This window comes from Flavobacterium sp. CECT 9288, assembly GCF_918731615.1.
Lineage (GTDB): Bacteria > Bacteroidota > Bacteroidia > Flavobacteriales > Flavobacteriaceae > Flavobacterium.
Genome location: NZ_OU957226.1, coordinates 3,013,275 through 3,038,621 on the forward strand (window position 1 = coordinate 3,013,275; position 25,347 = coordinate 3,038,621).

General features: G+C 34.0%; 23 protein-coding genes. 8 read left to right on the forward strand and 15 right to left on the reverse strand.

Features of this window, described 5'->3' with window-relative positions:
- Positions 1-93: 93 nt before the first annotated feature.
- Genes arfB through LQ189_RS13370 form a run of 5 tightly spaced genes read right to left on the reverse strand, consistent with a single transcriptional unit; the run spans position 94 to position 4,673 of the window.
- Positions 94-495, reverse strand: a complete 402-nt coding sequence (arfB, locus tag LQ189_RS13350; protein WP_230157821.1) for an alternative ribosome rescue aminoacyl-tRNA hydrolase ArfB — start codon at positions 493-495, stop codon at positions 94-96.
- A 19-nt stretch (positions 496-514) separates the two neighbouring features.
- The gene (locus tag LQ189_RS13355; protein ID WP_230157826.1) at positions 515-2,638 is read right to left on the reverse strand and encodes a DUF4301 family protein; all 2,124 of its coding nucleotides are present in this window, start codon (positions 2,636-2,638) and stop codon (positions 515-517) included.
- Positions 2,593-3,222, reverse strand: coding sequence for a nicotinamide riboside transporter PnuC (gene pnuC, locus LQ189_RS13360; protein WP_230157829.1), 630 nt, complete (start codon positions 3,220-3,222; stop codon positions 2,593-2,595). The genes LQ189_RS13355 and pnuC overlap by 46 nt, the downstream gene beginning before the upstream one ends.
- A 6-nt stretch (positions 3,223-3,228) precedes the next feature.
- A complete protein-coding gene (locus tag LQ189_RS13365; RefSeq protein WP_230157831.1) occupies positions 3,229-3,942 on the reverse strand; it encodes a geranylgeranylglyceryl/heptaprenylglyceryl phosphate synthase in 714 nt (237 codons plus the stop codon).
- Between the two features lie 56 nt (positions 3,943-3,998).
- Entirely contained in the window at positions 3,999-4,673 is a 675-nt protein-coding gene (locus LQ189_RS13370) for a 4'-phosphopantetheinyl transferase superfamily protein (RefSeq protein ID WP_230157836.1), read from the reverse strand.
- Positions 4,674-4,953: 280 nt separating this feature from the next.
- Here LQ189_RS13370 and ahcY point away from each other — a divergent pair, with 280 nt between their 5' ends.
- The 3 genes from ahcY (at position 4,954) to LQ189_RS13385 (ending at position 7,811) form a co-directional block, all read left to right on the forward strand.
- Complete coding sequence (ahcY, locus tag LQ189_RS13375) at positions 4,954-6,270, forward strand: adenosylhomocysteinase (protein ID WP_086453624.1); 1,317 nt, start codon at positions 4,954-4,956, stop codon at positions 6,268-6,270.
- 264 nt (positions 6,271-6,534) lie between these two features.
- Positions 6,535-7,182, forward strand: coding sequence for a hypothetical protein (locus LQ189_RS13380; RefSeq protein WP_086453625.1), 648 nt, complete (start codon positions 6,535-6,537; stop codon positions 7,180-7,182).
- 20 nt (positions 7,183-7,202) lie between these two features.
- Positions 7,203-7,811 carry a hypothetical protein gene (locus LQ189_RS13385; RefSeq protein ID WP_086453626.1) on the forward strand — a complete coding sequence of 203 codons (609 nt, stop codon included), beginning with the start codon at positions 7,203-7,205 and terminating at the stop codon, positions 7,809-7,811.
- A gap of 224 nt (positions 7,812-8,035) precedes the next feature.
- Here the strand turns inward: LQ189_RS13385 and rpmA are convergent, their stop codons facing one another.
- Both rpmA and rplU read right to left on the reverse strand, forming a co-directional pair.
- A complete protein-coding gene (gene rpmA, locus LQ189_RS13390) occupies positions 8,036-8,302 on the reverse strand; it encodes a 50S ribosomal protein L27 (RefSeq protein ID WP_086453627.1) in 267 nt (88 codons plus the stop codon).
- A 33-nt stretch (positions 8,303-8,335) separates the two neighbouring features.
- Entirely contained in the window at positions 8,336-8,971 is a 636-nt protein-coding gene (rplU, locus tag LQ189_RS13395; RefSeq protein WP_086453628.1) for a 50S ribosomal protein L21, read from the reverse strand.
- Between the two features lie 234 nt (positions 8,972-9,205).
- Here rplU and LQ189_RS13400 point away from each other — a divergent pair, with 234 nt between their 5' ends.
- Both LQ189_RS13400 and LQ189_RS13405 read left to right on the forward strand, forming a co-directional pair.
- Complete coding sequence (locus tag LQ189_RS13400; protein ID WP_086453629.1) at positions 9,206-10,531, forward strand: pitrilysin family protein; 1,326 nt, start codon at positions 9,206-9,208, stop codon at positions 10,529-10,531.
- Between the two features lie 11 nt (positions 10,532-10,542).
- Positions 10,543-12,591, forward strand: a complete 2,049-nt coding sequence (locus LQ189_RS13405; protein WP_230157837.1) for a pitrilysin family protein — start codon at positions 10,543-10,545, stop codon at positions 12,589-12,591.
- Between the two features lie 200 nt (positions 12,592-12,791).
- On the opposite strand, the gene LQ189_RS13410 is transcribed toward LQ189_RS13405, so the two are convergent.
- A complete protein-coding gene (locus LQ189_RS13410) occupies positions 12,792-13,658 on the reverse strand; it encodes a DMT family transporter (protein ID WP_230157838.1) in 867 nt (288 codons plus the stop codon).
- Between the two features lie 105 nt (positions 13,659-13,763).
- Here LQ189_RS13410 and LQ189_RS13415 point away from each other — a divergent pair, with 105 nt between their 5' ends.
- Positions 13,764-14,156, forward strand: coding sequence for a heavy-metal-associated domain-containing protein (locus tag LQ189_RS13415; protein ID WP_086453632.1), 393 nt, complete (start codon positions 13,764-13,766; stop codon positions 14,154-14,156).
- 95 nt (positions 14,157-14,251) lie between these two features.
- Here LQ189_RS13415 and gldD read toward each other — a convergent pair whose 3' ends face one another.
- From gldD to mutY, 6 genes are all read right to left on the reverse strand, one after another.
- The gene (gene gldD / locus LQ189_RS13420; protein WP_086453638.1) at positions 14,252-14,815 is read right to left on the reverse strand and encodes a gliding motility lipoprotein GldD; all 564 of its coding nucleotides are present in this window, start codon (positions 14,813-14,815) and stop codon (positions 14,252-14,254) included.
- A 44-nt stretch (positions 14,816-14,859) separates the two neighbouring features.
- The gene (locus tag LQ189_RS13425) at positions 14,860-15,300 is read right to left on the reverse strand and encodes a single-stranded DNA-binding protein (protein ID WP_086453633.1); all 441 of its coding nucleotides are present in this window, start codon (positions 15,298-15,300) and stop codon (positions 14,860-14,862) included.
- Positions 15,301-15,401: 101 nt separating this feature from the next.
- Positions 15,402-18,056, reverse strand: a complete 2,655-nt coding sequence (locus LQ189_RS13430; protein ID WP_230157839.1) for a hypothetical protein — start codon at positions 18,054-18,056, stop codon at positions 15,402-15,404.
- Between the two features lie 12 nt (positions 18,057-18,068).
- Entirely contained in the window at positions 18,069-18,836 is a 768-nt protein-coding gene (locus tag LQ189_RS13435; protein WP_230157841.1) for a GLPGLI family protein, read from the reverse strand.
- A 70-nt stretch (positions 18,837-18,906) separates the two neighbouring features.
- Entirely contained in the window at positions 18,907-19,185 is a 279-nt protein-coding gene (locus tag LQ189_RS13440; protein ID WP_086453636.1) for a hypothetical protein, read from the reverse strand.
- Between the two features lie 160 nt (positions 19,186-19,345).
- Complete coding sequence (mutY, locus tag LQ189_RS13445) at positions 19,346-20,341, reverse strand: A/G-specific adenine glycosylase (protein WP_230157842.1); 996 nt, start codon at positions 20,339-20,341, stop codon at positions 19,346-19,348.
- Positions 20,342-20,526: 185 nt separating this feature from the next.
- Here mutY and LQ189_RS13450 point away from each other — a divergent pair, with 185 nt between their 5' ends.
- On the forward strand, positions 20,527-20,817 hold the full coding sequence (locus LQ189_RS13450; RefSeq protein ID WP_066080765.1) for an HU family DNA-binding protein: 291 nt from the start codon (positions 20,527-20,529) through the stop codon (positions 20,815-20,817).
- 389 nt (positions 20,818-21,206) lie between these two features.
- On the forward strand, positions 21,207-22,751 hold the full coding sequence (locus tag LQ189_RS13455) for a ribonuclease E/G (RefSeq protein WP_230157843.1): 1,545 nt from the start codon (positions 21,207-21,209) through the stop codon (positions 22,749-22,751).
- Between the two features lie 193 nt (positions 22,752-22,944).
- On the opposite strand, the gene pbpC is transcribed toward LQ189_RS13455, so the two are convergent.
- Positions 22,945-25,320: a penicillin-binding protein 1C gene (gene pbpC, locus LQ189_RS13460; RefSeq protein WP_230157845.1), complete on the reverse strand. Its 2,376-nt coding sequence runs from the start codon at positions 25,318-25,320 to the stop codon at positions 22,945-22,947.
- Positions 25,321-25,347: the final 27 nt, after the last annotated feature.

Here is a 25,347-nt window from a genome sequence, read left to right on the forward strand (position 1 = left end):
GTATGATCTCAGCTCGTCATTTAGAGCACCCCTTTGAGACAGCGCAAAACTACTTATAAATTGTGAATTACAAATTACGAATTGCAATAATTTTTAAAAATCCGGTTTTCGACGATTTTTCTTTACTTCTGATAGGCTTTTTTTATTCTTAATGCGTTTTCTAATTACCGCTTTCGGAACCTTGGTTGGCTTACGTTCCTTTGGTACAACCAAAGCATTTTTGATCAACTCAAAAAATCGTTTGGTCACCAGCTCTTTGTTGCGGAGTTGACTGCGGTCTTCATCACAATTTAAATTTAAAATACCTTCGGTGGTTAAACGGCTGTGCAATTGTACCAAAGCTAATTCTTTTTCGTGCTCATCCAAACCCTGCGTGTTTTTCAAGTCAAAACTTAGTACCACTTTTGAAGATACCTTATTTACGTTTTGACCACCGGCGCCACTGCTCCGTACGGCCTTATATTGTAACTCTGATTGTAATTGCGTTTTATCCATTTGGGTAATTAAAAATAGCCTAATTATGTCCTTGGTGCAGCGATTTTAGTAAATCATTTACCGTTTTCACTGGATTAAACGTAAGCAATGGAACTTGAACAAAAACAGTGAACCAGTTGGCCATAGCTCCATTCCATAAACCAGGTAATTCATAACCTTTTATAGGCAATCCAGCTGTGTTTTTCTCAACTATAAATCCACTTTTTTCATCAACAAAATCAGACAAATTAAATTTTTTATTTTTATAATCTTTTAATCCGCAAACCAAATCTACTGGATTAAAATGTGTTGCTGCCTGTAAAATTTCTCTTTGTTTTGTATCATCAAGATTCACTTGTGAGCTTTCTACAATTTGCAATGAAACAACACCATTGGCATGGCGTACCCAAAAAGGTCCTCCGCCAGGTTCGCCTTCATTTTTTACCATACCACACACCCTAATTGGTCGGTTTAAAATAGATTGTAGGGTTGTAATTTTATACTCTTGAGTTGCCGTTTGAAAATCATTCCCCAACTCAATTTGACAATTATCACGTAAAAAAACTACTATTTCACTGATGTAAGTGGAGCTCACTGCAGCATCTTCTAAGCCGCGTAAGAAGTTGAAAACTTGTTCTTGCAAAGCGATTAACATTCCTGCCAATGCTTTTTTATACAAGCTTACTTTATCTAAATGATTTTGTACTACGTTATCTATGTTTTTGATAAAAACGATATCAGCATCAATTTCGCTTAAATTTTGGATTAGTGCTCCGTGACCTCCTGGCCTAAACAATAACTGACCAGCAGCATCTCTAAAAGGCTCATTGTTTGGCGACACGGAAATCGTATCCGTGCTTGGGTGTTGATACGAATAGGTTACATTAATAGCTACATTGTTTTGATTTTGAACTTCTGTTAAATGCGTTGCCACCTCTTGTTCAAAATACGATTGATGCGAGGTCGAAACTGTAAAATGCAAATTAGACTGCTTGTTGGCAGTGGCATATTGCACACATTCTTTGAGATGTTCTGCCACAGGAGTTGCTATCTGTGTTGCATATTTATGAAAAGGAAGCACTCCCTTTGGTTTGTTGGCAAAATTAAAGTAATTCGAAGCCAGCAATACTTTTATAAAATAATAGTTTTTGAGATCACGATCAAGTGCATCAAAATTTTCGAATTCTTGTTTCAACGTTTCATAAACCGCTTCAAAAAACGGAAACTTATCCATTCCCACAATAAAAATCGATAATTCGCTTGCTTTTTTTCGGTTAATGTAGGCGTTAATCGATTCGTTTTCAACATCGAAATCGTTAATGAATTCCGTTAAAAATTTAAACATTCTACTTGCTGCGCCTGATGCTGGTACAAATTTAGAAAGTGTTAATTTTTCTTTGTGTGCTTCATAAAAAGAAGCGTGCATTTGGAATTCTTTTTCAGATAGTTTTAAAATGCCATCGGACAACTTTGCCGGACGCAGCAAATGGGCTGGAGCAACACCATTTTTAAAAAAATGCAATTGTTGCTCAACATTTTTCATGGCTACACCATGCTCTTGAATTTGTAAAAAATCAGCAGTTGAAAACCCTAATGTTTTTGCCAAAACTAAATCATCAATAATTGCTACTGCTTTTTCAAAGCGGGTTTCTTTATTACCACTAAGAACTACAAATGGCATATTGCGCTCTACTAAAGCTTGTTTAAAGACCTCAAATACAGTTGCTCTACCAATTGGAGTATCTCTAATATCATCCTTCTCCCAAGGCACATCAATATCAGTCAAAAAAAACAAGTCGTATTCATGCTCCCTAGCCGCTTGGTCTAGTTTAGGGTCGCAGTAGTTGTAATACATCTCAGAAAAAACTTTGGTAACCAATAAATTAGTATCGCAAAACAATAATGCATTGGCGTTTTCAACACTCGCGTTTTCTAAATTGGTTTGCCCGTATGCTATGGGCAGCATATCATCGACAGAGCAAATAGCCCCTGTTTTTTCCCATTTTTCTTGTAAATAATCACGAGCAAATTCAGGAACCCATTGCGTACGGTAATGTTCTGCCAATTGTTTGGCTAAAGTTGTTTTACCAGTACTTTCGGGACCAAATAAAGTGATTTTTACAACACTTTTACTGTTTGCTTGTTGTTTGAGATTTTCTTCCATTCTAAATAGCCAAATATGGCAACTATTGTAAATACTACATATTGAAAACTGGTAAAGGTATACCCTTTAAAAAAATACAAAGGAACCGAAATTACATCTCCGATGATCCAAAATATCCAGTTTTCTACTTTTCGTTTTGCCATAAGCCACATTCCTACAAAGAAAATCCCTGTGATAAAAGTGTCTACGTACGCATACCAAGTAGTGAATTTATCAAAAAAATGGTATACCGCCACAACAAAAGCGACCGTAAATATAAAAAGAAATATGGCAATTCGTTTTTCTTGAGCGGAAATTGTAGCAATAGGAAAAGCCACTTCATCTCCTTTTTTGCGGGTCCAATGATACCAGCCGTAAATACTCATTATAAAATAATAGGCATTAATCATCATATCGCCCCACAAAACCCATTTCCAAAGTAGATAGACAAAAATCGAAGTGCTTACTAAACCTGTTGGAAAAACCCAAATATTATCTTTTTTGGCACACCAAACGCTCAAAAGACCAAATATTACGGCAATAATTTCGAGGTATACATCTAATCGAGGATAAGTGCTGTATTGCGCAAAAAAATAATCAAACATAGAAAGTTAATTAAAAAAATTAATATCGTTCTCAAATGCGGTTCCTATAACCACTAGGTCTGCGCCAGCATCATGAGCAAGTTGAATTCCTTGTAAATCTTTAATCCCTCCGCCTACAATTAGAGGAATTTTAATATATTGTGCAACTGCCGTAATCAAATTTATTGGCACTGCTTGCTTGGCACCGCTACCCGCTTCAAGATAAATCAACTGATGACCCAACATTTCACCCGCTTGTGCTGTAGCGACAACCAAATCAATGTTTGAGCGATCAAGAGGTTTTGTCTCACTAACACGCTCTACTGCAGTTTTTGCACCACTTTCAATTAGTACATAGCCAGTCGGAATGATTTCTAGTTGCGTTCTTTTTAAAATAGGAGCTGCCTGTACTTGATGGGCAATTAAATAATCAGGGTTTCTACCTGAGATTAATGATAGGAACAAAATCCCATCGGCCTTATCCGAAATTTGCGAAGGATTACCCGGAAAAAGAACTACCGGCAAAGCACAATCTCTTTTTAAAACAGTTATTAATTCGTCCAGAATGTTGGAAGTTACTAAGCTTCCGCCAATGAACAAATGCGTAGCGGGAGATTGATTGATTTTTGGAATCAAAACACTCAGTTGCGATAGGGTAATTTTATCAGGATCCAGAAGGATCGCTAATAATTTTTGATTTTTAACTTTTGATTCGGTGATTTCGTTATAAATATTTGTCATTTATGGGCACGCAGATGACGCGGATTTTACAGATTGATACAGATTCTAATTATTCGTTATTCCTTCTTGATGTTAGCAAACTGCTCGATGGAAACTGTCTCCTGTTTTTCAAAAACATAAACTAAAATAAAGTTTTCTATTTCTTCGAAATGAATAGTAAAACTCTTAACCAAATTGTGGAAATGTAATTCAGCAATCGTTTTTTTACTTTCTACCTCGAAAGAGTTTACTTTGATATGATCTTTGAAACTGATCCCTTTTTCGTTTCTGATTTTAAAGATGGCCTCTTTTGCGCCCCAAATAACGGTTAATTTCGGAATAAAATCTTGGCTTTGTTCAACTAGAAAACTTAGTTCAGCATCACAAAATTTAGAAACAATACTTTTTATTTTTTCGCGCTGTAATTCGATATCAATACCTACTTTTTGAACGCTAATAATAATCGCTGCAAATTCATGCGAATGTGTAATAGAAATATGCTGACCATCCTGTAAGTGCGGTTTTCCAAAAGCGTCGTAGAATAAATCAAAATCCGTGTAACCTGCCTCGAGTAGCAACATACGAACACTTAAAAAAGCACGCTGGTGCAACTCCGACTTCATAGACTCCAACCGAGCTTGGCTTTCGGGTCTTAATTGAATTTGACTTTGCAAGTCTGTAAGCGACTCCGTGACTTTCCAAATAAGCATTATAGTTCCCAATTGCGGGCGTGTATCTTGAAATAAAGGCATGTTAATAACTTGATTTTTAGCCCCGATTGCAACGGAAATCCTTTTTTATCCGCTTCTGTAGCGGGAAAAAAGATTGCAGTGAAAAGCGGGAAATAGCTCCTACAAACGAAAATGAACGCTTGAAAACTTTTTATTTTATTGATTTTTAAAAGTTTACACCGCTAAACATTTCATAAATAGAAGTGAATGTTTTTATAATCCTAAGATATTGTGTAATTTTGCAAAAAATTAGCCCGAATTTGTCAGGCCAACAGTCAAAATAATTACAAATATACAATAAATGAGTACAGCAACTATGCCATACGTGGCTTTCAAGGTTAAAGACATTTCCCTTGCAGCTTGGGGACGAAAAGAAATTGAATTAGCTGAAGCTGAAATGCCAGGTTTAATGGCGCTTAGAGCAGAATACAAAGACGAACAACCTTTGAAAGGCGCTCGTATTGCAGGATGCTTGCACATGACGATTCAAACTGCCGTATTAATTGAGACTTTAATTGCACTTGGAGCTGAGGTAACTTGGTCTTCTTGTAACATTTTTTCTACTCAAGATCAAGCTGCTGCTGCTATTGCTGCTGCTGGAATTCAAGTTTACGCCTGGAAAGGTTTGAACGAAGAGGATTTTGACTGGTGTATTGAGCAAACACTTTTCTTTGGAGAAGACAGACAGCCATTGAACATGATTCTTGATGACGGTGGAGATTTAACAAACATGGTTATTGACCGTTACCCACATTTAGTTGCTGGCATCAAAGGATTATCTGAAGAGACTACAACTGGAGTTCACAGATTATACGAAAGAGTTAAAGCGGGAACATTACCAATGCCTGCTATTAACGTAAATGACTCGGTTACTAAATCTAAATTTGATAACAAATACGGTTGTAAAGAGTCTGCAGTTGATGCAGTTCGTCGTGCAACTGATGTAATGCTTGCTGCAAAAAGAGTTGTAGTATGTGGATACGGTGACGTAGGTAAAGGTACAGCTGCTTCTTTTAGAGGTGCTGGATCTATTGTTACGGTTACTGAAATTGACCCAATTTGTGCTTTACAAGCTGCAATGGACGGTTTTGAAGTTAAAAAATTAGATACTGTAATTGCTACCGCTGATATCATTATCACAACAACAGGTAACAAAGACATCGTTTTAGGTTCTCACTTCGAGAAAATGAAAGATAAAACTATCGTTTGTAACATCGGACACTTTGATAACGAAATTGACATGGCTTGGTTAAACTCAAACCACGGAGCTTCAAAAGTTGAAATCAAACCACAAGTTGACAAATATACCATTGCTGGAAACGACATCATCGTTCTTGCCGAAGGGCGTTTGGTAAACTTAGGTTGTGCTACAGGTCACCCAAGTTTTGTAATGAGTAACTCATTTACAAACCAAACTTTGGCTCAAATCGAATTGTGGAAAAACAGTGCTGCTTACAATAATGAAGTATACATGTTACCAAAACACCTTGATGAAAAAGTAGCTATGTTACACCTTGCTAAATTAGGGGTAGAGCTTGAAACTTTACGTCAAGATCAAGCAGAATATATTGGTGTTGAAGTAGCTGGACCATTCAAACCAGAGTACTACAGATACTAGAAATTAGTCCTTAGTGACTAGCTAAATTAAAATAGAGAAACCCTTGCAGTAATGCGAGGGTTTTTTGTTTTTTGGGCATGACCCTCCGTCATAACTGCGGGTCGGGCTTTTCGCTGTATCTTTTATTGCGCTGCGCTCCATAAAAGGATGCCGCTGCTATCCCTCATGCTGTTAAGTTATACAAAGCTAAAAAAAGTTAAATTTACAATCGCGCCAATTAATTATTTAGTACTTTAGAGTAAACCTTAATTACATAAGACAGTTATGAAGAATCTTTGGATATTAATAATACTTATTTCTACAATTTGTTATTCCCAGAACAAATATTTCTTTGATAATAAAATAGAATATGAATTCACAAATCATTCATATCCAAGTAAAAACTGTATTAAAACCTACTACACAAATTCAAAAGACAACTCCTATTCCATTTGTAGAACTGTTTTAGACAGTATATATTCAGAAATCGAATTTATCGACTCGAATGGAGCTATATTACGAAAGAAAGTTAGCCATAAAATTTTTAACAATAAAATTATCTATATTGCGAAAAATGAGATCAGAAACTACCCTTATCCATTTACATATCAAATAGATAACTATCATTTTTCAGAAGTTAATGACACCATTCTAAACAACAAAGCGTTCAAACAAATCTCTTTTTTAAGTAATGATTTAAAAAGAGCCAAAAAGAAAAAATTAGGCAATTTACAGTATATTTTTGATACTGATTTTGATCATCAACCTCTATTGACATTTTCAACAGCTTTTGAGGTTTGGAGAGTAACGAGGAAAATGCCAAACGGGCTAGTTATACAATCACACTTAAGAGATATTCAAAATAAATTAGTTTATAGCGAAAAATTAAAACAAATAAACTCCATAACTATGTATTTAATTATACCAGAATAAATCATAAGAAAAAAACCATTATGACTACCATTAAGCCCTACTTAGTTATACTTTTAATAATTGTTTTTCAAAGCTTGGCTGCACAAGATAATGATCGAAGCGCCTACCAAACTCAGCTGTATAAATTAGCAATAAAAACGAGTGAGGGCGGTGATTATTTAGAAGCAATAAGAACTTTTGCAATTAGCAACAATATCAATCCTAAAGCTAAAATTGCAGCTTTTGCAATTAAAAAAGGTGATTCCTTAAAAAGAATATTGCGTCAGAACAAAATCAACGAACTAATTGGAAAATGGAAATGGATCCCCAAAGAAGGCAATTGGGCAATACGAGAAGATAATTTGGTTGGCAAGATGATTCATATTACTACAGAATCAATTATGTTTTTTGAATTGTATAAAAATGCCAAAGAATGGAAACTAACACAAACCGATAAGATCCGATTTTCAGAAAATCCAGAATCATATTCCTTTACTGAATTTCTGAATTCTAATAATGAAATTTGGGATTATAATATTAATTCAACTACCGGCGAATTAAAAGCATACTATTTAGGTGAAAAAATAGATGATAATTATACTGAATTAGTATGCGGAAATCCGGAATTGTTTTATTTCAAATTGCAATAGTTAAAAACTTCATATCTAAAACAAAAACAATCAACACAACATCTTTTTCTATTGTAGATTTCAGTTCTTGGCTTCTTGCCTTCAAAAGGTCAAAAACGTTATATTAATTAAATTTTAAACCAAGTCATTTACCTGCCTTGTATCTATACAGAAATAACACAATCAAGCTAAAAACAAAAAACCCATTTCTTTCGAAATGGGTTTTAAATAATTGAGAAAATCAATTATGCTTCAACTTCAAATGGAAGTATAGAAACATAAGATTTGTTATCTCTTTTCTTTTGGAAGAAAACAACTCCATCTACTCTTGCGTGTAGTGTGTGATCTTTACTGATGTAAACATTAGCACCTGGATTATGTTTTGAACCTCTTTGTCTTACGATGATGTTCCCAGCAATAGCAGCTTGACCACCAAAAATCTTAACGCCTAAACGTTTTGATTCTGATTCTCTACCATTCTTAGAACTACCGACACCTTTCTTGTGAGCCATGACGTATAAGTTTTATATTAGTTAATAAAATAATTAAACAGCTTTACCACCGTTTAATTCATCTTGTAATTTTTTCAATTCATCCATTTTACCATCTGCAGCTAATTGTGCTTGTTGAGCCCAAGTAGTAGGATCTAAATGAGATAATTTAGACTCTGATGCTTCTAAAATTGCTTTTACAGCTTCAGAAGTTGCAGTAGCTAATTTTGTAAAAGTATCAACTCCTGCTGCAACTAATGCTTCAGCGGCTTTAGGTCCAATTCCTTCAATGATTTTTAAATCATCACCTTTTTTAGATGCTTTTGGAGCTTTAACTTCAGCAACTTTTTCAGCTTTTGGAGCTGCTTTTTTTGTTCCTGATGCACTAATACCTTCAATTACAATTTGAGTAAGATATTGTCTGTGACCGTTTCTCTTTTTGTATCCTTTTCTTCTTTTCTTTTTGAAAATGATAACTTTATCTCCTTTTAAGTGTTGTAACACTTTAGCTTCTACTGAAGCACCTTCTATAGCTGGGGCGCCTAAAGTGATTGCTCCGTTATCATCTAATAAAAGAACTTTATCAAAAGAAACTTTTGAACCTTCTTCATTAGTCAAACGGTTAACATAAACCTTTAAGTCTTTGCTTACTTTGAATTGTTGCCCTGCTATCTCTACGATTGCATACATACTGAATTGTTTTAATAATTTTTAAGGTTGCAAATATACAATTATATTTTTAACCTGCAATTCGTACTATAAAAAATATTTAAAACCTCTAAACACCTGATTTACTTTTCTTTTCAAGGTCATAATCTCTATCATCAATCAAACAGATGTTAAAGTTTATTTGGGTCGCATTTTTACTGTAACAAAATAAATATCTGAACTACTAATTGTCATATTAATAAAATTATTAACCTTATGAAAAATTCATTAATGGCTTTAGGTGCTTTGTTTATGCTAGGAGGAGTCGCTTCTGCTCAGAAAGTAGCTTTTGAGGAATACAAATTAGACAATGGCTTACATGTAATTTTACACAATGACCCATCTGCACCTACAGTGATTACATCTGTGATGTACCATGTAGGAGCCAAAGACGAAAATCCAGAACGCACTGGTTTTGCTCACTTTTTTGAACATTTATTGTTTGAAGGTACTGAGAATATCAAACGTGGTGAATGGTTTAAAATTGTAACTGGAAATGGAGGAGTTAATAACGCCAATACTACAGATGACAGAACGTATTACTATGAAGTTTTCCCATCAAACAACTTAGAGTTAGGATTGTGGATGGAAGCTGAAAGAATGTTACACCCAGTTATCAATCAAATTGGTGTTGATACTCAAAACGAAGTGGTAAAAGAAGAAAAAAGACTACGAGTGGACAACCAGCCTTATGGTAACTTCTTAGCAGAGGTAAAAAAGAACATTTTTACAAAACACCCATACCGTTGGGCTACTATTGGTTCTATGAGTCATTTAGATGCTGCAACACTGGAGGAATTCCAAGCTTTTAATAAGAAATACTACATTCCTAATAATGCGGTTTTAATTGTAGCAGGAGATTTCAAAAAAGAACAAGCAAAAGAATGGATTCAAAAATATTTTGGACCAATTCAAAAAGGAGCTCCAATACAAAGAGAAACATTCGTTGAAGAGCCAATTACACAAACTATAAAAGCAAAATACGAGGATGCAAACATCCAAATCCCTGCTATAGTTGCTGCCTACAGAACGCCATCTATGAAAACTAGAGATGCAAGAGTACTGGATATGATTTCATCAATATTAAGCGACGGAAAAAGCTCTAGATTGTACAAGAAAATTGTAGACGATAAGAAAATGGCTTTGCAAATAGGTGCTTTTAGTAATAATCAAGAAGACTACGGAAGCTACATTATTTATGGCTTGCCACAAGCACCAAATACTGTTGAAAATATTCTTACTGAAATTGATACCGAGATTGCAAAACTTCAAACTGAATTGATCTCTGAAAAGGATTTACAAAAATTACAAAACAAGTTCGAAAATCAATACGTAAACAGCAATTCAACAATTGATGGTATTGCAGATAATCTTGCAACCTACTATTTATTGTACGGCGATATTAACTTGATCAACACCGAGATAGAAATTTACCAATCTATTACTCGTGAGGAAATAAGAGATGTTGCAAAAAAATATTTGAATCCAAACCAAAGGTTAGTTTTGGATTATGTTCCATCTAAAGACAAAGCTCAAAACTAAGATATCTCATTATGAAAAAATCAATATTAATTATATCAAGCTTGTTCTTAACCATAATTATGCAAGGACAAATCATCCCACAGCCAAAACCTGGAGTAGCTCCAACAATCAAAATTGGAAAACCACAAACATTTGAATTAAAAAATGGTTTAAAAGTTATGGTAGTTGAAAACCATAAACTACCACGTGTATCCTTTAGTCTTTCCTTAGATAACGATCCTTACACTGAAGGGGATAAAAAAGGAGTTTCTGACATGACAAGCGCTTTGATAGGTAGTGGAACTACAAAAATTTCTAAAACCGCTTTCAACGAAGAGGTTGATTTTCTTGGAGCAAACATCAATTTTAGTTCTAATGGAGCATCAGCAAGTTCTCTTTCAAAATACGCAGGACGCGTATTAGAATTAATGGCTGACGGCGCTTTGAACCCTGTTTTTACCCAAGAGGAATTTGATAAAGAAAAGGCAAAATTTATTGAAGGATTAAAGGCAAATGAAAAAAGCGTTTCAGCAGTAGCTGGAAGAGTTGTAAATGTTTTAACCTACGGGAAAAATCATCCAGCTGGTGAGTTTGTAAGCGAAACTACGCTAAAAAATGTAACACTAGAGGATGTAAAAACAAATTACAACACCTATTTTGTTCCTAGTAACGCTTACCTTATTATTGTTGGAGACGTAAAGTTTAGCGAAACTAAAAAAATGGTTGAGAAATTCTTTGGCAACTGGAAAAAAGCCATTGCACCATCAATTTCATATACTGATCCAAAGGATGTTCCTCAAACACAAATTAACTTTATTGACATGCCTAACGCAGTACAATCAGAAGTTGCTGTGGTGAATATTTCTAAACTTAAAATGACAGATCCTGATTATTTTGCTGTTTTAATTGCAAACCAAATTTTAGGTGGTGATTTTAATAGTTACATCAACATGAACTTGAGAGAAGCTCACGGATGGACTTATGGTGCCAGAAGTAGCATTTATGGAGACAAAAAAGTTGGAACTTTCAACGCTTCTACTCAGGTGCGTAACGCTGTTACAGACAGTACTGTCGTTGAAATTTTCAAAGAATTAAAAAAGATTAGAACTGAAAAAGTTTCTGAGGAAATGTTAGCAAGCGTAAAAGCGGGATACATTGGTAGGTTTGTAATGCAAATTGAAAAACCTCAAACTGTTGCTGGTTATGCTTTAAGAATACAATCACAAGGGTTACCTGCTGATTTCTACGAAAACTACATTAAAAACATTAGTGCTGTAACTGCCGATGACGTTCTTCGTGTAGCCAATAAATATTTCTTAGCAGATAATAGCCGTATTGTTATAGTTGGTAAAGCTGCTGATGTAGCTGCTGGATTAGAAAAACTAAAATACCCAGTACAATATTTTGACAAATACGGTAACCCAACTGCAAAACCAGAGTTAAAGAAAGCTATTCCTGCAGGAGTTACAGTAAAAAGTGTTCTTGACAATTACATCAAAGCTATTGGCGGACTTCAAGCAGCACAAGCAGTACAAACCATAATGATGAACGGTAGTACTACAATTCCACAGGCACCAGCTCCATTGAGTTTTGTTTCAAAAACCGATTCAAAAGGAATGTTAATGGTAGAGTTAGCTATGGGAACGATGAGCTTAATGAAGCAAGTGGTAAATGAAAAAGGAGGTTATGTTATGCAACAAGGACAAAAACAAATTCTTGAAGGCGAAATGCTAAACGATATGAAAGCAGAAGCTACTCCGTTCAAAGAATTAACACTATCATCAAAAGAAGGTCTTACATTGGTAAACATTGAACCAATCAACGGTAAAGATGCTTACGCTATTAAAAATGGCAAAACTACATTGTTCTATGATGTGGCTTCAGGTTTAAAAGTAGCTGAATCAGTTGTATTAGAACAAGGCGGCAAGAGCATGACTAAAACAACCTCATACAGTGATTACAGAGACGTAAAAGGCGTTAAAGTTCCTTTTAACATGATTCAAAACGTAGGTTTTGATATTGACATTAAAATAAGTGATGTTAAAATTAACGAAGGAGTACTTGCTACTGATTTTCAATAAATAAACAGCGCATAAATAATAAAGGTTGTCTAGCAATAGACAACCTTTTTTTGATTCAAAATTTCTTGGGCGTGACCCCATAAAAAAAGGGACCTACTCAGCACTACCGGCTAGTTGGTCCCTTTTTTTATGCTGTCGGGCAATACGCGCTACTTCGGTAGCTTGCTGCTTTCCCTCACGCAAAACCGTCACAAGAGTATTTATTTCTTTGCAGACAAATAGACTCCTATTAAAACAATAAAAGCACCAAAAAGCTGCACGGGTGTCAACATTTCATGATCTAACAATCCCCAACAAAAAGCAACAACAGGAATTAAATACGTTACTGATGTAGCAAAAACTGGTGAAGACATTTGAATCAATTTAAAGAAAAGAATATTTGCAAGTCCAGTCCCTACTACCCCAAGAATCATAATAAACAAGATCGACTCTTGTACTTTAAGTTCACCCACTTGCGAAAAGAAATTGGTAAACAGTAAAACGGTAAAAGCAGGTACCAAAAGCACGATGAAATTTCCAGTTGTAATACTCAACGGACTCAAATCATGCAAGTACTTCTTGATTAGATTTACATTGACAGCATAACAAATTGACGCTATCAAAACTAAAATAGCGTAGTAATAATTTTGCTCAGGATGATGAAAAGCACCGTTCAAAATCAACAATGCACTCCCTAAAAGTCCTATTAATATCCCAAAGGTTTGATTTCTTTTAAACTGTAAACCAAAAACAAGTGCTCCAATAACAAGCGTATTCAAAGGCGTTAAAGAATTCAATATAGAACTCACAGAACTATCAATTTCTGTTTGTGCAATTGCAAATAAATAGGCTGGAATAAAAGTACCAAACAAAGAGGTTAGCGCAATATACTTCCATTTGAACGAAGGTATTTTAGCAGCACTTTTAAAACCAATAAAAATTAAAAAAATGGAGGCAAATATAATTCGGAGCGAACCCAATTGCATGGCTGTTAACCCTACCAATCCTTTTTTGATCAAAATAAAAGAACTCCCCCACACAAGCGCTAGAACAACAAGATACACCCACTTTAACTGCTTTGATTCCATATAGATAATTTTACTCCAAAATTGTACTTTTTTTATGAATTACGCCTTCATTTTTTAATTAATTTTGTGAACACATTTAGAAAATAAACTTTTAATAATAACACCATGAATTTCAATAAATCAATACTTGCATTAGTGTTTGCTTGCACCCTTTTTGTAGGATGTAAAGACGCAGAAAACAAACAACCAGGAACTGAAATTGCTGCTGATGCTGAAGGCAAAAAAGATCCAAACGCAAAACCAAAGAAAATTGCTGCAGCAAATTTACAAACGGCAAACTTTGCAGTAGAAGGAATGACCTGTGCTATAGGTTGCGCCAAAACCATTCAAGAAGACTTAACACAACTTGAAGGCGTTCAAGAAGCCACCGTAAACTTTGAAACAAAACAAGCCAAAGTAACTTTTGACAAAACCATTCAGTCACCTGAAAAACTAACCAAAGTGGTTGAGGCAGCCGCTGATGGTAAAACGTACAAGGTAAAAGATATGAAATCTTAAACATTGAATATCAAAACGAAAAAATCCTCATAAAGAGGATTTTTTTTTGTTGATAGAGGTTACGCTTTTTTGATATTATCAGTATAACCTATCTGTTATTTCCATTTTAAAGTTTCCATGAGGCGCTGCATATCATTTTTTATATAACTGGCTGCAGGCATAATTGAATCAAAATTGGGCTTTGCATAAAAATATACGGATCCCGTTACAAAATGTCTCGTACTGTCTGTTACATAAAATTGTGAATTTGTAGCAGCATTCCCATCCACTTGATAAAACATACCATACACTTTTTTGTCTGGATTCAAGTACGGCTGCTCCAAGATATCATCTGCTTTTATAACGTGTTTAAAAGTTAGTGTTTGCGCATCTCGCAATAACGCGTTTATGTTGTTGCGAACAGGATTATAGGTCAAAAAAATGGTCGCTTTCATTTTAGGATACGTAATGGTAAAACCACAGTTTTTTTCTTTTTTAATGATTGCTTCCGAGTTCATCTCAAACCCAAAAGGACATTCATTAGCAAAATTCACATAAGTAGCCTCTGGGTAATCCAATCGTAAAAAGCCTGCTGGTTTTGGTAATAACTCCTCTTTACAACTGAATAAAACTATAACCAATAGTATTAAAGTGATGCTTATTTTTATTTTTTTTAAAATCATTATCGAATTTTATTTAAAAGAAACTCTCCTATTTTATTTTCTCAAAAAGGCAAATCATTAATAGGTAGCGACTTATTTTCGGGTTCAAAATTAGTGTTTTTTGAATCATCACCCGCAGCTGTAGATTTATTGTTTTCACTTTCTTTTTTTGTAGTAAGAAAAGTGAATTCAGTCACTTGAATTTCCATGGTTTGCTTTGTACTTCCGTCTTCTGCCTGCCATTGTCGTGATTTAATTCTGCCTTCAACATATATTTTGTCTCCCTTAGAAAGGTATTTTTCACAAAGTTCAGCGGCTTTGTTGCGCACTACAAGATTGTGCCATTCTGTAGAAGTTATTTTTTCATTGGTAGTTTTATTGATGTAGACTTCATTAGTAGCCAGCTGAAACCTGCCTATGCAATTGCCTCCCTCAAAGTAGTGCATCTTGATGGCATCACCAAGATAGCCTATAAGCATGACCTTATTTAATGTTCCGTTCATTGTGATTTGTGGTATTTATCAAAGGTACATTTTTTTTGGAAACGGTTTAAAACAATTCTTTTTCAATAAAATTATGAATAACAATTGGGAACGGAAATGTACTAAAACGAAAAAGAAACACCACAGTTTACAAAACCTGAAAGGGAACTAAACAGGGTCTCTTCAAAAAAAGAATTTTGATTATTAACTCTTAAACGCACATTATTTTCTCTGATATTTAGAACATTAATACCTTTTAGGGTGAAATTCCAGTTTTTTAATTGATATTGCAAACTAGGATTGCACTCAAAAATATTTTTTTGTAGGGAGCTACTTGAAGAGAATTGAATGTGCTTTGCCGTTAATTTCCAATTAAATTTATCATTAAAAATTAAACCATTTATTTGTAAATAAGTTGTAGTTGTACTTAAACTATTTTTATTATTACTAGAAGTATTTACTGAGTTGTTGATAGTGTATACTAATCCAAAATTAATATTAAAATCATTAGATTTAAAATAAGAAACAAACTCTAAGTCAGCTTTGTTTTGAGTAGTTTTAAAATCTGTACTAATATCATCGATATAAGACTCTCTTTTTGAGTACGATTGCAACATTTCAAATCTAGTTGACCACGGAATACTTTTTATTTTTTTTTCAATTATAAAAAATAAATATGAAGAATCATCCAAATAAATCATATCAAATTGTTTAGAACTAACCAAATTTGTATTTGAAGTATTAAATCCAACTTCCTGTAATTTATTGGTGTAAACAAGCCCAAAAAAGGAAGTGAAATTTTGTTGATAATCGTTATAAGCACCATTTAAACTTAAGGTGTTTTTAGGCAAATAGGCATTATAAAAGAGATTTCCTCTTCTTGTGATGGTTCTATAATCTTCAATATACATTTCTGGGATAATTTTATCAATAGTAACATTTGAAAAATCTCTTTTGTAACTTAAACTTAAGTTCGCTTTTTTTGAAAATTCATATGAGATAGCTGCGCTGGGTAGGAAATTTAGATTTGTATCTTTTTTAAAATCGTACTCAAACATGACTTGTTCAAGTCTAAAACCCAAAGAGTAATTAAAATTATGGGTCTTTTTTTTACTGAAATTTACGCTAGTATAATTACTATTTTTCACAAAACTTATCCTAGAGTCATAGGCACTGTTAATTTCACCAAGTGTATTATTAAAAGATTCGCTGTTTGCAGAAGATCCAGCATTAAAGACAAATGTCCCAAGAGAATTCAGTATGGTAAGTTTTGATGATACACCAAGAGAGTTAGTGTTACCACTAGATGTTTGTACTATACTATAGCTGTTATTAAAGTTAAGGTTTAAAAAAGCTTCATTTGATTGTAGGTTTAGATTTTTTTTGAAAGTAGTGAGATTAGTAAATAATGAATATTCAAAGAGATAGTTCTTATTCAGTTTTATTTTATGTGTAAATAATTGCCCTAGATTAAAACCAGAGTTCACTTTATCTTCATCAAAGTTGGTTTGAAAGCCTGAGAACCTATTTTTAATATTCCCGTTTTGATTTTCTCTATTATGATTTAAAGATAGTATGTAATTGAAATAATTTTTAGCATTTGGTTTTGATTCAAATTGAATCTTATTGCTATTGAATAATAATCCACCTTCCAAATTCGAATTTTTATCAATTACAATTTCTTCTTCTGAAAAAAAAATTTGCTTCGATCGTAAAAATTCAGTTTGCTTTATGTTATTTAGTATAGAAAAACCCGAAACTTTACTTTTCTTTGACAATTTATCACTAAAATTGAAAGAATAAAATTTAATATCTTTTGTATTTACATCATCAGAAGCGAATAAAAATGTAGGAACGTTTTCGTCTACCGTCATAGAATTTGAGTTGGTCTCGGCAATAATTTCATCACTTATTCCTCTTTTAAGCTCTAGATAATCGTTCACTGTAAATGCTACCGTATTGGTATTATTAATCTCAGAAATAAGATTGAGTTTAGCTTTACTCGCAAAATTATAAAGATTATTATGTCCTCTGTACCGTTTTTTAAAGCCGTATTCAAGATCAATATCACCCTTAAAAGTATTTTTATACGACTCTTTTATCCTAATATTAAGTGCGGTTCTATTTTGATTATTAAAACCTTCTATAGCTGCTAGATTCTTGAAGTCTTTTAGAAGTTCAATTTTTTCAATCATTTCAGATTTAATGTTATCAGTCGCTAACTGATGCTGGTCTCCATAAAGTTCATCCCCTTCAATTAATAAATCATCAATTTTTCTTCCTCTAAATTTTATTTTGCCGTTGTCATCAATACTGATGCCTGGAAGTTTTTTTAAAACATCTTTTAATTTTTGTTCAGATCCGTTTAAAAGTTTTTTTAGATTATAAGAAATAGTGTCGTTTTTCTCGGTAACGTCTGCAAAGTCTGCTTTTATTACCACTTCTTTCATAACTATAATTTCATTTTTAAGTGTAATATTATGTATTAAAGGTGATGTTGTGATATCGAAGTTTAATTCAACGAAGTAGGGAACAAACCCGACGCAACTAGCTTTAAGAATAAAATTTTTCTCTTGGATATCAGGACAAGTAAGTTCAAACTGCCCTACAGTATTAGACTGCTTAAAGACGATAAGCGAATTATCTTTCTTATTATAGAGCCTAACATTAACAAGTGAAACTGGATTTTGTAATGAATCTTTTACGGTTCCTTTTATAAGATTTTGGCCATGAGAATGAAAAAACGAAAGTGTAAATAAAAAAAAGATAAATCTCATATATAGGTTGACCTATTTGATAATAATAGACGATTTAGTAGTGGTTGTACTGCCATTTACAGTAGTTGTAGAACTTGGTTTTAGTTTACTTATTTTATCTCTTACATAACTTTCAACTTGTGCCATAGTAACCGTTTCATTAGGTAGAACTGGATTTTTAATAACTATTGGATTTTTATCAATTTTTACCGTGGTAGCTACATATTCATAGTAAGGTGTACCTAAATACAATATCAGACCCGGGAGTCCATCAAATTTATCAGGGCCAGCGTTTACTGCAATGTCCTCGGTAAACCAGGCTGTAAAATCATAACCAAAGGAATTAGATGTAGCCTTTTTACATTTAAATCCATTTATTTCTCTAGTTTCATTGGTAATTTGCCAATTCCACTCTTGTAGTTTGTCATTACCGTAAAAATCTTTACCATTGTATATTTGGAATAACAACTCATTTTTAATGAAATCTTTGTAATACCATTTTTCGATTAACTTGTTTCCAATTTTATATGATGTTTCTTCTCTACCTGTTGTGTTTTCTATAACTACTGTCTCTTTTATATCTACATTTTTAGTTTCTAAGTTATTTTTGTACAAGGAAATTCCATTATTATATTCAAGGGTGTAATAATAGGTTTCAAGAGCTTGCTTTTTTAAAAAATCAGTCATTGCAGAGAGTCTTTCCTGAGATACTATTCTTCTTTCAGAATATTTTACGAGTACTGTTTGTGAGTAAATCCCAATAGAACTCATTATAAATAGTAATACAAATTTTAGCTTCATAAATTAATTTTTAAAAGCAAGTTGTACAAAAGTGTATACAACTTGCTTTTTATTAAACTATTAATTATTATTAGTCTTTAATTGTATAGCATGTAGTTGTAGTTACAACCTCATATCTTTCATACACTTGACCGTCCATTCCCATAAACGATTCTACAAATAAATAACTTTTTCTAGTTACGCAATAGGTTAAGTCGAAAAATACAGTTTTGTCCTCTTCCGTTAAAGACATCTCTTTTGATTTTGTATCTCTAGTTGTTTCAACAATGATAGATTTCGATTGAATCTCATTTGCACTTGCAAATAAAGAAACGAATAAAAAAGCAAATAATAAAATTGATTTTTTCATTTTTAATTTTTTAGTTAATGATTAATTTATAATGGTATACCTAGTAACAAATCAAAAAAAAAAAAAAAATGAATTACGCAAGTTTTTTCTTTATTTTTTCTTTATTTTTAATTTTTTAATCTCCTTATAGTCAATCAAAAAATTAAAAATTAATCCCGTTTTAGTCAACTTTCATACTAGTTTCAATAAAATTATGAATAACAATTGGGAACGGAAAATTTCGCAAAGTTTTAATATCTATTGCGTTTTCTAAAGTTTCTTCTACTTGAACCTTCCAAAACCTAATATATAAATGCTGGTGGGATAATTTGTGTAACACACTCTTTGTGTTGTACTCATATATAATAGGTTTTGATTCCTCTTTGCCATATACTTCTTGAACATATTCATTCACACAATCAAAACCTTCCTCTTTATCCGTTTCTAAAACTGGAAACTCATATAGGTTGTGCCAAATTCCTTTATCAATACGTTTTTGAACTAAAGCATTACTGTTAGCATCTTCAAAAACTAAATAATTAAAGTAGCGATTTCGTACTTTTAGTTTTTTGGATTTTACAGGCAATTGATCGACTTTCTTTTTTTGTAAAGCGGCGCAGCTATCGTTAAAAACACAAACACCACAATCAGGACTTTTAGGCACGCATTGCAAGGCACCAAACTCCATTATGGCTTGATTAAAAAGCGCGGGTGTATCTTTTGGCATCAGTTCAAAAGCCAGGGCAGCAAATTCATTTTTGGCTGCAGCCTGCGCAATATCTGTTTCCACATCAAAATAACGAGCCAAAACCCGAAAAACATTACCATCAACTACAGGAACCGCTTCGTTATAGGCAAATGATGCAATTGCAGCCGCCGTATACGTGCCTACTCCTTTTAGCTTTAAAAGCTCATTATAATTTTCTGGAAACACACCAGACAGTTCAGTAGCTATGTATTGGGCAGTTTTGTGCAAATTACGTGCTCTAGAATAATATCCTAATCCTTGCCACAATTTTAAGACTTGTTCCTCACTTGCAGCGGCCAAATCAAAAACAGTGGGAAATGCTGTAGTAAAAGCAAAAAAATAGGGCATTCCTTGAGCTACACGTGTTTGTTGCAACATGATTTCTGAGAGCCAAATCTCGTATGGATTTGTAGTATGACGCCATGGCAAATCACGTTTGTTTTGTAAATACCAATCTATCAGTGTTTTATAAAAAAATCATGTTTTAATTATTTGTTAGCAAAAGTAAAAGTTTATGTAATTAAAATTTAATGAATTAGCTTGAATTATTGTTTTTTAAATTCCTATATTTGCAAACTCAAAAAAATAGTACAACATTATAAATAGGAAAGAAAATGACGAAAGCAGATATCGTAGCAAAAATTTCAGAAAAATTAGGTCTTGAAAAAGGAGATGTACAAGCAACTGTAGAGACCTTTATGAATGAAGTTAAAAATTCATTAGAAACTGGCGACAATGTATATTTAAGAGGTTTTGGAAGTTTTATAGTGAAGACTAGAGCTGAGAAAACAGGTAGAAATATCTCAAAAAATACAACTATTAAGATTCCTGCACATAACATTCCTGCATTCAAACCTGCAAAAGTTTTTGTAGAAGGAGTGAAAACAAATAACGAAGCAAAATAATAATATTAATCATAAAATCGACAAGACATGCCAAGTGGTAAAAAAAGAAAGAGACATAAGGTAGCAACGCACAAACGTAAAAAAAGAGCGAGAGCTAACCGTCACAAGAAGAAAAAGTAGTTTTAAACTACTTTTTTCTTTTTAAACGTTCATTGAAATTGAAAAAAGATGAAAGAGTATGGAAAAAAGAATATAGACTCAAAAAGCCTATGTTCTTTAATCTATTCTCGACTAATCTTCTTTTCTCCGGGTACAATACCTGTTAAAATATTGTTTAATCCATCCTTACTTTAGCCGTCAGCAGTTAGCCGTCAGCCTTTAGCCAACTTATTAAGCTAAAAGCCAAAAGCTAAAAGCTAAAAGCTTTTTGTTGGGATAAAAATTTACAAATGAATAAAGAATTAATCATTAGATCTAGTTCTGAAGCTGTAGATTTTGCCTTATTAAAAGATGGAAAACTAATTGAATTACACAAAGAAGAAGAAAAAAGCAATTTCCAAGTAGGTGATATTTTTATTGCTAAAATCAGGAAACCAGTTGCCGGACTTAACGCTGCTTTTGTAAACGTAGGCTTTGAAAAAGATGCCTTTTTACACTATCATGACTTAGGTCCCAATTTATCTTCCCAACTGAAATTCATAAAACTTGTAAGCGCAGGTAAAATAAAAGATTTCTCCCTAAAAAACTTTCAGTTTGAAAAAGAAATAGACAAAGATGGCACCATTACTGATGTTTTGAATGCCAATCAATCTGTTTTAGTACAAGTCGTCAAAGAACCTATATCTACAAAAGGACCAAGAATAAGCGCTGAGCTTTCTCTTGCCGGAAGATTTATAGTTTTGGTTCCGTTTTCTGACCGCGTTTCTATTTCACAAAAAATAGAAGACAAAAAAGAAAAAGAACGCTTGAAACGATTAGTACAATCCATCAAACCAAAAGGATTTGGTGTTATTGTTCGCACAGTAGCCGAAGGCAAAAATACAGCCGAGTTAGAAAAAGATTTGCAGAACCTGCTTAGCAGATGGACTGCAATGTGTAAAAAATTACCAACTGCTCATCATCCCTCAAAAGTATTAGGCGAGCTCAACAGAGCTTCCTCTATACTAAGAGACGTTTTTAACGATACCTTTAGCGGTATTCAAATAGATGATGAAGAGTTGTACAACCAAACAAAGGATTACTTGCAAGAAATTGCACCATCCAAACAATCAATTGTAAAGTTCTATCAATCAAAAGACACACCTATTTTTGAGAAATACAACATAGAGCGACAAATCAAGACTTCATTTGGGAAAACAGTTTCCATGAGTAAAGGGGCTTACCTTATTATAGAACACACCGAAGCGTTGCACGTTATTGACGTAAACAGCGGAAACCGTTCTAACAAAGCCACCAACCAAGAAGATACTGCTATGGAAGTCAATATGATTGCTGCTGCCGAAATCGCTAGACAATTGCGTCTCCGAGATATGGGCGGTATCATCGTAGTTGATTTTATCGATATGTCTAATCCTGAAAATCGCAAAGTCTTGTTCGATTTCTTGAAAGAAGAAATGAGCGATGATAAAGCCAAGCACAAAATCTTACCTCCTAGCAAATTTGGATTAGTTCAAATTACACGTCAAAGAGTAAGACCAGAAGTTAATATTAAGACCAGAGAAGAAGATCCAAACAATGTAGAAGGCGAAATTGAAGCGCCAATTCAAATCATTGATAAAATATCTTTTGATCTAGAAAGAGTATTAAAAAACCACAATCAAGTTGTTCTTAATGTTCATCCGTTTGTGGCCGCATACCTTACCAAAGGTTTTCCATCATTGCGTTCAAGATGGTTTCTTGAACACAAAAAATGGGTGAAAATTATACCTCGTGATGCTTACACGTACCTAGAATATCACTTTTATGACAAAAAAGAAAATGCTGTCATAGAATAAAACAAACTCCTCAAGAAATTGGGGAGTTTTTTTTTGCTCTTTTTTTAGGAGCTTTTTCCAGCTATTCGTTACAATCTTATATGCCGTCCCGAAGTTTCGGGATTGGCACATAAGGATTTTCACTACTATCTGGGCTAGGGAAATCAATTTCAAAAGAAAATTTTCTAATAAAATGACATTCAGAATTTAAAAGCTACTCTCTTACAATCTCAATCTTCCTCCTAATTTCGTTTCCAAATTCATCTACCACAGTGATGTAATGAAACCCTGTTGTTGCCGAGATTGGCATTTCATGAAAGGTTTTCGTACTGCCTTTAAACACTTGGTCAACATACCAAAAAAGTTTACTATCTCTTTGCGAATGCGCTACTTTTAAAATCACAGGCTGAACTTCGCTATTAAAATTCTTGGTAAGATAGATTTTGCTATTCGTTTTCGGATAAATAAAATCCATTGTAGCCGTTTGTGTTCCCATACAATCACTCCTAAAAGGTGGCAAAGGCAAGTATTCAATATGCTGACTTTTGTAATACCAAGCCATCACAGGTGGCAAAATGAACCAGTTTTTGGTCACTATATTTTCTATGTTTTCACAACTGCTGTTCACTTGAAATTGCAATGATTTATCCAGATGCACCGTTTTATGATACGGACAAATCGAAGTGTTTTTTCCTTTCTTCGAAACCAGTTGTTTTATTTTGGTACAACCATCCTTAGCCAAATAACCACTCAAACTACACACCTCAACTTCTTCTAAATCCTTAATTGGTATATCAAACCATCGTTGTCTAGGCAATAAATTAAAAACATCAAATAAAATCGGTGCTGCGCTAGTAACTCCCGTCAAGGTTGGTCTACCCTCGCCTGTTGCATTACCTACCCAAATACCAACCACATACTTCGCGTTAGTACCTATCGCCCAGGCATCACGATTCCCGAAACTTGTTCCCGTTTTCCAAGCAATCTTGAGTGAACTGTCATAAAATTTCCAAGCCTCGTCACCTTCGGGCCGATTGACTTGTTCCATTGCGTTATACGTCAGCCAAATTGATCCTGCACCCAAGATGTTCTTTTGCTTGGTTTCATCACCAAAATTAACTTGAAAATCATCATCGTAATTCAGTTCTGCAAATTCATTTGATCTGTAGTTTCCTTGATTTTTATTGAAATAATTCAAAGTAGAAGATAAACCGGCGTACGTTCGGCACAAATCCCATAAATTGCTTTCGGCACCACCCAAAATAAGTGACAAGCCGTAATGATCAGGCGGTTTTGAAATATCCCGTAACTTGAATCGCTGTAATTCTTCGTAAAATTTATTCACTCCAAAATCCTGTAACATCAATACAGAAGGAATGTTCAAGGATCGCGCTAATGCACGATGGGCAGGGACGGCTCCATCAAATGTGAGGTTGAAATTCTGAGGCGTATAGCCCGCAATCTGCGTTGGGATATCAGCTACTAGCGTATTCGGCAGTAACTCACCATCATCGAGCATACCGGCGTATAAAAACGGTTTCAGAATACTTCCTGTACTTCTTGGCGCATCAATAATATCAACATCTTTTTGATGATTGCCATCCGTAGGCGAGTTGCCCACATAACTCATCACTTTTCTATTGGACACATCGATAACCAAAATAGCCAAATTATGAACTTCATTTTGCTTGTATTGATTGTAATAATACTTTGCAATTTGATTAACTCTGTTCTGCAACCCAATTTCTACTGTGGTTTTCACCCGAGTTCCATCTTGATTCTTAGCTACTCTTTGCAATAAATGAGGTGCAATTTGTGGCAAATCATACGGTTTTTGAGGCAAAGGTTCGTCTATTGAAAGCTCGTAAGTCTGTTTATCAATGACTCCTTCTTGCTTTAATTTCAACAAAAGTCGGTTGCGTTTACTCAATAATTTGATTTGGTTTTTCCCGGGATAAATCAAACTAGGCGCATTGGGTAAAACGGCCAATGTTGCACTCTCGGCCCACGACAATTGATGGGATTGCACGCCAAAATACCGCCAAGAAGCCATTTCGAGACCCACCACATTTCCGCCAAAAGGGGCGTGAGCCGCATACAATTCTAATATTTCGTTTTTAGAATAGCCCAATTCTAATCGGGTGGCGAGAATGAGTTCGATTATTTTCTCAAAATAAGTCCGCCCTTTTCCGTTTCTGGACAAGCGAATAACTTGTTGAGTCAGCGTACTTCCTCCACGAACGACTTTGCCTGCCTTCCTGTTTTGCTGAACAGCATTGACCATCGCCACAGGATTGAAACCAGGGTGTTTATAGAAATATTCGTCTTCAAAATAAACGATACACTTCTTGAATTTATCAGGAACGCTGTCTTGTGCAGGAAATCGCCATTGTCCATCGAGAGCAATTTTGGCGCCAAGCAATTCGCCTTCTTTACTTTCAATCACCGTAGAATAAGGTTCTTGAAACAAAGTTCGTGGCAACGAAAAATAATAAACCACCAACAGCAAAAAGGCTATTGATGATTTAATTTTATTTCTTTTTATCCAATTTATGATGCGTTGTAGGAACGCTATGAGTTTGTTTTTCAAAGTGATTTTTATTTAACCGTAAGAATG

What these genes read in the sequence shown, in the direction of transcription:
- arfB (WP_230157821.1), bottom strand. Translation starts at nt 495, where the DNA reads ATGGATAAAACGCAATTACAATCAGAGTTACAATATAAGGCCGTACGG.
- LQ189_RS13355 (WP_230157826.1), bottom strand. Translation starts at nt 2,638, where the DNA reads ATGGAAGAAAATCTCAAACAACAAGCAAACAGTAAAAGTGTTGTAAAA.
- pnuC (WP_230157829.1), bottom strand. Translation starts at nt 3,222, where the DNA reads ATGTTTGATTATTTTTTTGCGCAATACAGCACTTATCCTCGATTAGAT.
- LQ189_RS13365 (WP_230157831.1), bottom strand. Translation starts at nt 3,942, where the DNA reads ATGACAAATATTTATAACGAAATCACCGAATCAAAAGTTAAAAATCAA.
- LQ189_RS13370 (WP_230157836.1), bottom strand. Translation starts at nt 4,673, where the DNA reads ATGCCTTTATTTCAAGATACACGCCCGCAATTGGGAACTATAATGCTT.
- ahcY (WP_086453624.1), top strand. Translation starts at nt 4,954, where the DNA reads ATGAGTACAGCAACTATGCCATACGTGGCTTTCAAGGTTAAAGACATT.
- LQ189_RS13380 (WP_086453625.1), top strand. Translation starts at nt 6,535, where the DNA reads ATGAAGAATCTTTGGATATTAATAATACTTATTTCTACAATTTGTTAT.
- LQ189_RS13385 (WP_086453626.1), top strand. Translation starts at nt 7,203, where the DNA reads ATGACTACCATTAAGCCCTACTTAGTTATACTTTTAATAATTGTTTTT.
- rpmA (WP_086453627.1), bottom strand. Translation starts at nt 8,302, where the DNA reads ATGGCTCACAAGAAAGGTGTCGGTAGTTCTAAGAATGGTAGAGAATCA.
- rplU (WP_086453628.1), bottom strand. Translation starts at nt 8,971, where the DNA reads ATGTATGCAATCGTAGAGATAGCAGGGCAACAATTCAAAGTAAGCAAA.
- LQ189_RS13400 (WP_086453629.1), top strand. Translation starts at nt 9,206, where the DNA reads ATGAAAAATTCATTAATGGCTTTAGGTGCTTTGTTTATGCTAGGAGGA.
- LQ189_RS13405 (WP_230157837.1), top strand. Translation starts at nt 10,543, where the DNA reads ATGAAAAAATCAATATTAATTATATCAAGCTTGTTCTTAACCATAATT.
- LQ189_RS13410 (WP_230157838.1), bottom strand. Translation starts at nt 13,658, where the DNA reads ATGGAATCAAAGCAGTTAAAGTGGGTGTATCTTGTTGTTCTAGCGCTT.
- LQ189_RS13415 (WP_086453632.1), top strand. Translation starts at nt 13,764, where the DNA reads ATGAATTTCAATAAATCAATACTTGCATTAGTGTTTGCTTGCACCCTT.
- LQ189_RS13425 (WP_086453633.1), bottom strand. Translation starts at nt 15,300, where the DNA reads ATGAACGGAACATTAAATAAGGTCATGCTTATAGGCTATCTTGGTGAT.
- LQ189_RS13430 (WP_230157839.1), bottom strand. Translation starts at nt 18,056, where the DNA reads ATGAGATTTATCTTTTTTTTATTTACACTTTCGTTTTTTCATTCTCAT.
- LQ189_RS13435 (WP_230157841.1), bottom strand. Translation starts at nt 18,836, where the DNA reads ATGAAGCTAAAATTTGTATTACTATTTATAATGAGTTCTATTGGGATT.
- LQ189_RS13440 (WP_086453636.1), bottom strand. Translation starts at nt 19,185, where the DNA reads ATGAAAAAATCAATTTTATTATTTGCTTTTTTATTCGTTTCTTTATTT.
- LQ189_RS13450 (WP_066080765.1), top strand. Translation starts at nt 20,527, where the DNA reads ATGACGAAAGCAGATATCGTAGCAAAAATTTCAGAAAAATTAGGTCTT.
- LQ189_RS13455 (WP_230157843.1), top strand. Translation starts at nt 21,207, where the DNA reads ATGAATAAAGAATTAATCATTAGATCTAGTTCTGAAGCTGTAGATTTT.